Source organism: Paenisporosarcina sp. P4_D4, assembly GCF_056401835.1.
In genome coordinates this window covers 1-5,910 of sequence record NZ_JBFUIO010000118.1, presented here as the reverse complement: position 1 = coordinate 5,910, position 5,910 = coordinate 1, and the positions used below count along the sequence as shown (strand labels likewise).

The 5,910-nt window shown below is 33.7% G+C and carries 6 protein-coding genes; 4 read left to right on the top strand and 2 right to left on the bottom strand.

Going from position 1 to position 5,910, the window contains the following annotated elements; all coding sequences use genetic code 11:
* Window positions 1–2,048: 2,048 nt before the first annotated feature.
* The 3 genes from AC1DSL_RS15245 to AC1DSL_RS15235 all read left to right on the top strand — a co-directional run bounded on the left by AC1DSL_RS15245 (window position 2,049) and on the right by AC1DSL_RS15235 (window position 3,430).
* Window positions 2,049–2,213: a hypothetical protein gene (locus tag AC1DSL_RS15245; protein WP_477532827.1), complete on the top strand. Its 165-nt coding sequence runs from the start codon at window positions 2,049–2,051 to the stop codon at window positions 2,211–2,213.
* A gap of 228 nt (window positions 2,214–2,441) precedes the next feature.
* The gene (locus tag AC1DSL_RS15240; protein ID WP_477532826.1) at window positions 2,442–3,005 is read left to right on the top strand and encodes an SMI1/KNR4 family protein; all 564 of its coding nucleotides are present in this window, start codon (window positions 2,442–2,444) and stop codon (window positions 3,003–3,005) included.
* Window positions 3,006–3,214: 209 nt separating this feature from the next.
* Window positions 3,215–3,430 carry a DUF6366 family protein gene (locus tag AC1DSL_RS15235; RefSeq protein WP_477532825.1) on the top strand — a complete coding sequence of 72 codons (216 nt, stop codon included), beginning with the start codon at window positions 3,215–3,217 and terminating at the stop codon, window positions 3,428–3,430.
* Window positions 3,431–3,537: 107 nt separating this feature from the next.
* On the opposite strand, the gene AC1DSL_RS15230 is transcribed toward AC1DSL_RS15235, so the two are convergent.
* Both AC1DSL_RS15230 and mscL read right to left on the bottom strand, forming a co-directional pair.
* Window positions 3,538–4,431: a DNA/RNA non-specific endonuclease gene (locus AC1DSL_RS15230; protein WP_477532824.1), complete on the bottom strand. Its 894-nt coding sequence runs from the start codon at window positions 4,429–4,431 to the stop codon at window positions 3,538–3,540.
* A 242-nt stretch (window positions 4,432–4,673) separates the two neighbouring features.
* A complete protein-coding gene (gene mscL / locus AC1DSL_RS15225; RefSeq protein WP_477532823.1) occupies window positions 4,674–5,060 on the bottom strand; it encodes a large conductance mechanosensitive channel protein MscL in 387 nt (128 codons plus the stop codon).
* A gap of 157 nt (window positions 5,061–5,217) precedes the next feature.
* Between mscL and AC1DSL_RS15220 the strand changes: the two genes are divergently transcribed.
* Window positions 5,218–5,868: a lytic transglycosylase domain-containing protein gene (locus AC1DSL_RS15220; protein WP_477532822.1), complete on the top strand. Its 651-nt coding sequence runs from the start codon at window positions 5,218–5,220 to the stop codon at window positions 5,866–5,868.
* Window positions 5,869–5,910 lie beyond the last annotated feature (42 nt).

The following is a 5,910-nucleotide window of genomic DNA, read 5'->3' as shown; positions in this document are numbered from 1 at the left end:
CTATAGGACTATGCATTAATCCCCACCCCCAAAAAAACACATGTAACATTATATTTAAGAGAGAAGAGCGAAGTGACTAGTCACTTCGCTTTTCTTATGTAAATATGTATGGTTGTGGATTACCGATAATAATGAGCAGGGATGGACTCCTAACTGTTTCTAAAGCGAAACTCCCTACGCCGAATCCCAATCTCCACATTGTGGTATAGTTCCCCCGTATGGAAAAAGAATACTCCGCCAACCTTAAAAAGATTTCTACATTGTGGGGGCTGGGCGCCTAAGTTCTTGATGGCTACCGGATATGAACAAGTAATATCACCGTTGCCTATTTTAGAGGAGATGCTGTTCCTCTTCCCAATCGGGGTGTTATGTCAACCTACTGTGAATGCTAGATTTAAAGTCCTTAATGTTTATTTAATAGATCATTTACAAATCTATAATATCTAAGACGTATTTTATTAACAATACAGCTTTAATATATATATGTGAAACCATTGATCAGTTTACAGTTGTAAATGAAGATTATCATGAAGAGTGAAAAATAAAAAAGGTGCTAGATATCATCCGAATTATGGGTGGTACTAGCACCTTTTTCTCTTTAAATAGACTTTTTCAGTGCCCTCCTCATGGCATAAGTGGCTCTGTTTTTTGGTTGAAGTGGCTCTAAATCGGGGTATTATTTTCATTTGTTTTTTTAGGATATTCTATTTACCTTTGGAGAAAAAGAAAAGAGGGTAAGGGATATTATTGGGATGATAAAGGGGTTGTATTTGACCTGCAAGGGAATAAAGTTTTTTGAGATGAGATTGATAGCATTAAATATTCCAATGTAAAAGGTATGAAGTCTACTGTGATTTATCCTCACTATACAAATCACGAAAAGATTAGAATCCGTCGTAAGAAATCGATGCCAACAACTGCACACTCAATTGATTGGTTTTTGATTGAAAAGCCAAGGGAATTTCACAAGAAATGGTTTTAAATGCTTCCCTGAAATCGCAAGGTATTCTTTYAATTGAATTGTGTCCAGAGTTGTTATTTCAATATCCTTAAAATATTCAATAAGTAATGACAATTGGAGCCGATAAGCCTTCAATCCTTTTATCAGATTCAAATGCTTCCCATGCTTTTGACAGTAGTAATTTTGTTCCYCCTMAAAAAAGTATCGTTAAAGGAAATATTGCCAATTCTATCGAAATAAGACATATTGATAGTTTACTAACGGACAGGTTAGTTGAAGAGTTAGGTATGCAAAGCGTTAGGCTTTCAAAAGATGAATGGAATGGAGGGTTAATGTGTATTTGCTTCTTTCAATAGTTTTGAGTACGATTTTAGGATTTGTTTTACTTACWATGGGACCACTWATAGGCGGTGTCATTGCTTTTGGAATAGTTGTTGGTTGTATATTTAGAGGATTGTATTTACTAAATGACCTACATAAAAGTATTTTATCTATWTCTCCAAAAAAAGATAAAGTCCAACAGGCATATGAAAATTATTTAAAGGAACGAGATARAGATTCTAATTAAACTATTTTTTATTGAACTAACGGGGCAGTTTAGTTGAACAAGGTTACAAGGTTTAATTTGTTAAAATACGGTAAAACTAAACGACGGATTTTATGGGCGAAATCAATAGAATTATAGAAATGGGGAATTTGATGTCTGAAGGAAGAGTAAAAAAACAGTTTTTACTATTTTAGGATTCGCAATAGCGATTGTTATTTTTAGTGGTTCTGTATTCTGGGGAGTTGTAATTTCTGCAGAGATAGTAATCTTAGTAAACTTTATTTCTTCTGAAAAAAATAAATCAAGTTTGATTCAACTTTTATTATATTCATTATTGGCTATAGGTTCGGAATTTATTTTACAAGCTATGTTTAATAATWAAATTAGAGTTAGTGGTTATTCCTCAACTAACGGGTGCTTTATTTTAAGATCAGTGAACTGCAGAGACAGCTCTTTTTTAGTGCTTCATGTAACGAGATGATGGTCTAATGTTTATAAAAGAATTAAATTAGTGAACATAAAACATTTAGGAGACTAGGGATGGGGAAAGATAAAAAACATTTACAAAAAAAGGTGCAGGGTAAATATAGGAGTATTAAACAACAATACAGCGAAGATAAAAATTTCGATAAAAAAGAGTTTACTATTCTCGCGATAATCGTATTATTAATTTTCTTGTTGGATGTTATTTTTCCAATCTTTTAGAAAAATGCTATGACTGTTGTTTTAGTTTTAAGTGTTTTTGTTATTTGGTCTTGGATTGTTTTTTCTGGTGGTAGAAATAAGGAAAATGAAACTGAGTGTTCTAACGAAGAAATAGAAAAGGAATTAGGAGAATTTTATAAATAGCTTCTTCAACTAACGGAGCAGTTTAGTTTAATAAGGAGTATTGATCAATTGTATTGAAAAAGTATACTAGTGGAGAGTGATAGTATGTTTATTAATGAGTTTATTGAACAATTCAATGAAAGATATCCTGAGGTTGATAGGTTTGATGTTGCAACAGATGAAATGATTGGAGCATACGAAAAAAAGCTTGGATATCAACTCCCTATATCCTTTGTTGAATTTCTTCAGAAGTTTTCCAATGGTATTTTCTTATTGGATTGTGAACCAATAGGAGGTGTTAGTAAAGAATCTCCTTGTAGTGATATTTGCAAAATGAATAGGATAATTCCTGACATCCCAAATGAAGTATTAATAGTAGAAACCAATGAAAGTATAGTATCCACTCGTCTTGTGTCTTTTACAATGTTTGATGCAGGTGAAACTTCTAACAATCACTGGGTATTCTTATGTGAAGATGGTATTCCAAACTATGATTATAGAGTAGTATTTATTAGTCAGATGTCAAATAAAATGGTAAAAGTATTAAGTAATTTTGAAGAATGGTTAACGATATTTTGGGGAAATGATGAAGAGTACGAACCAGGAACTCCTGTATTTCACGCAATTTACCCAGACAATGATGAAAGGGTTGTAATACTAGATTCCTAAGATTGCTGCCTCTACTGGGCAGGTTTTTTCTTATGGAGTATTAAGTTAAATACTTCGCAATGAATACAATAAGATGGTTCTATCATACTAATCAAAAAAGTGGATTGGATATATGAAAAGCCTTTTTCTTATTCAATTAACGAGGCAGGTTAGTGGAAGAAGGTATAACCAAGATATAAGAAAATACAGTATTCAAAGGGGTGTTTAGTTTGAATAATCGACAAGAAACTCCAAAAGAAAAAAGAGAGAGATTAAGGCAAGAAGAACTTAAAAAAAATCCGCATGGTGCATTAAGGGATGGATTAAATCGAGGTGAAAATGGAAATATAACAGATTTAGTTGGTGATTTAGGTTGGAAAGGAACAGGAATATTAATAATTGTATTAATAGTTGGATATGTACTTTACAAATTATTATCAGATTAAATCTGATTAATATTTCCACTGTCATATAGAAGAACTTAAATATATAGATAGACCCCAGTGATGAAAATATCACTAGGGTCTTTTATGTTCTATTAATTAGGTTATGTCTATAATTTTATATCCTCTGGTACCTCAATCACATGTGATTCTAATGGATTAATTGGGTCGTAATTACGTAAACACCCAAAATTAAGACCAGTAATTGTTTCAATTCCTGATATTGGAACTTGATATGTTTTATATTCACCGTAGGTAAATTCCAAATTCTCAATAAGATCTTTTTGAGTCTGTAAATAAGCAGTTGCAGAAAGGCTACCATCTTCCTTAACCATAACAGCGATTTTCCAAAACTCTGAAGGTATTTTAACACCTCTGTAAACAATGTCGTCCTCCCTAAAAACTGGTCCAGTAAACACTGTCACTTTCAGATTCCAGTTTTCAGCATTATCTAAAATATAATTCTCAAGATCCAACCAGATTTTTTGATTTAAATCGCTATGTTGGGGAGCACAATTTGTGAAATGAAATGTATCCTTATTCGCCTTTTCCACTGCATCTCCCCAAATTGGATCTCTGCGGCGGACTAGATGTCCTCGATCAAGTGGATTATTTTTATATAATTCAGGACCACACTGGTATTCTATTTCGATACGAGGATCCAGATACCATTTATCATTCCGTTGAATACTTCTCAATTGGTTTCCATTAATATTTACCACCGTATAATATGCTAAACGGCGTGACTTACTCATGACTATCGAAAAATGAGTGTAATGAAGCACCTTGCTTCCGTCTTTTAGAAGGGCAATATCTTGTTCATCACTTCGAAAAGTCGGATGTGGAACCTCATAATCATCACCAAGGAATTTAGGGTCATAACCAACCGAAGCTTCATACCATGAATCATTTAATATCTCAACTATCATCTCATCAGAATTATCTTTGGTGATTTCTTGCTCTTGCACAAGTTCATTAATTAACAATTTCTGATTTTCATTCAAAGTTGTGTCCTCCTTCTTTTTATTAGGTATTCGACAAATGATTTTCAATTCCTTCTTATAAGAAGAGGACAAACTATTTTAACTTTGTAAATACTATTTTAACTTTGTAAATATCAAGACAAACAAAACCCTCTAAGAAATCAAAAAAGGCAATAACATATTTGATATTTAAAAGATGTTATTGCCTTTCATTTTATTAAATTTAATAGGAATCACCAATATTAAAGTATCCGATTCATTTGTTACTGATCATTTTTTTGGTTTTTCAATAAGTCGCGAATTTCAGTAAGCAAAGCTTCTTTTGCATCTATTACTGGGACATCCTCAATCACTGCTTCTTTTTTGCGCTGGAATTTCATCAGGATACGGATGACCATAAAGATGGCAAAGGCAACAATGAGAAAGTCTACGATGGATTGGATGAAGTTTCCGATCATCACTTCTGCATCGCCGACTGGAATAATAATTCCTGTAAAATCAATACCACCCATTAATACGCCGATCAATGGAGTTATAATATCTGCAACGAGGGAAGAGACGATTTTACCGAAGGCTGCCCCGATTACAACCGCTACTGCTAAGTCCATAACATTTCCTTTTAACGCGAATTTCTTGAAATCTTGCCACATATTTTTCTCACTCCTTTGCTCTCAGTCTACAAAAAGAATAAAATATTGTAAATGCAAGCAATATGATATTTGTCAAAAAGATAGACCACAAACTAAATTGAAGTGACGGTGTCCTACCATCTGTGATAAAATGATGAAAAAAACGGGATGCGAATGTATGAAAAAACGAAAGAAAATGAAACGATTGTCTGCAGTTACACGAGGATTGTTAATCATACTTATGGTTCCCATTACAATGACTCTGTTTGTGTTAACTAGTGTGTACTGGGGAGATTTACAAAGAATTCCAATCGTCCACACACTGACTGAATCGATACAAGATGCACCCAAAAAGATAATGGATATGGACATTCCTGAAGAATATATACCGATTTACAAGGAAGCAGCGAAGGAATATAAAGTTCCATGGACGCTGTTGGCAGCACATCATCGTATTGAAACGAAATTCTCTACCATGGATCCTCTACTATCTCCTGTAGGAGCTGAAGGACATATGCAGTTTATGCCGTGTACATTTGTAGGATGGCAGCATCCTAGTTGTTCGGGTCAAGGAAAAGGGGATATATCAAAAGAAGATAAAACAAACCCAGATGTCATTGCCGAATATGGTGGATATGGTATTGACGCCAATGAGGATGGGAAAGCAGACCCATATCAGCTAGATGACGCTATATTTAGTGCAGCGAACTATTTAGCAAGTAATGGAGCAGCAAATGGTGATCTTGAACATGCTATTTACATGTACAATCGCAGTGATGAATATGTAGAAGATGTATTATATTACTATCATAAATATGAAGCAGAGTAGGGCACTCAATGACAAGCTGCTTCTTCAGTACAATAAACAAAG

What these genes read in the sequence shown, in the direction of transcription:
- mscL (WP_477532823.1), bottom strand. Translation starts at nt 5,060, where the DNA reads ATGTGGCAAGATTTCAAGAAATTCGCGTTAAAAGGAAATGTTATGGAC.
- AC1DSL_RS15220 (WP_477532822.1), top strand. Translation starts at nt 5,218, where the DNA reads ATGAAAAAACGAAAGAAAATGAAACGATTGTCTGCAGTTACACGAGGA.
- AC1DSL_RS15245 (WP_477532827.1), top strand. Translation starts at nt 2,049, where the DNA reads ATGGGGAAAGATAAAAAACATTTACAAAAAAAGGTGCAGGGTAAATAT.
- AC1DSL_RS15240 (WP_477532826.1), top strand. Translation starts at nt 2,442, where the DNA reads ATGTTTATTAATGAGTTTATTGAACAATTCAATGAAAGATATCCTGAG.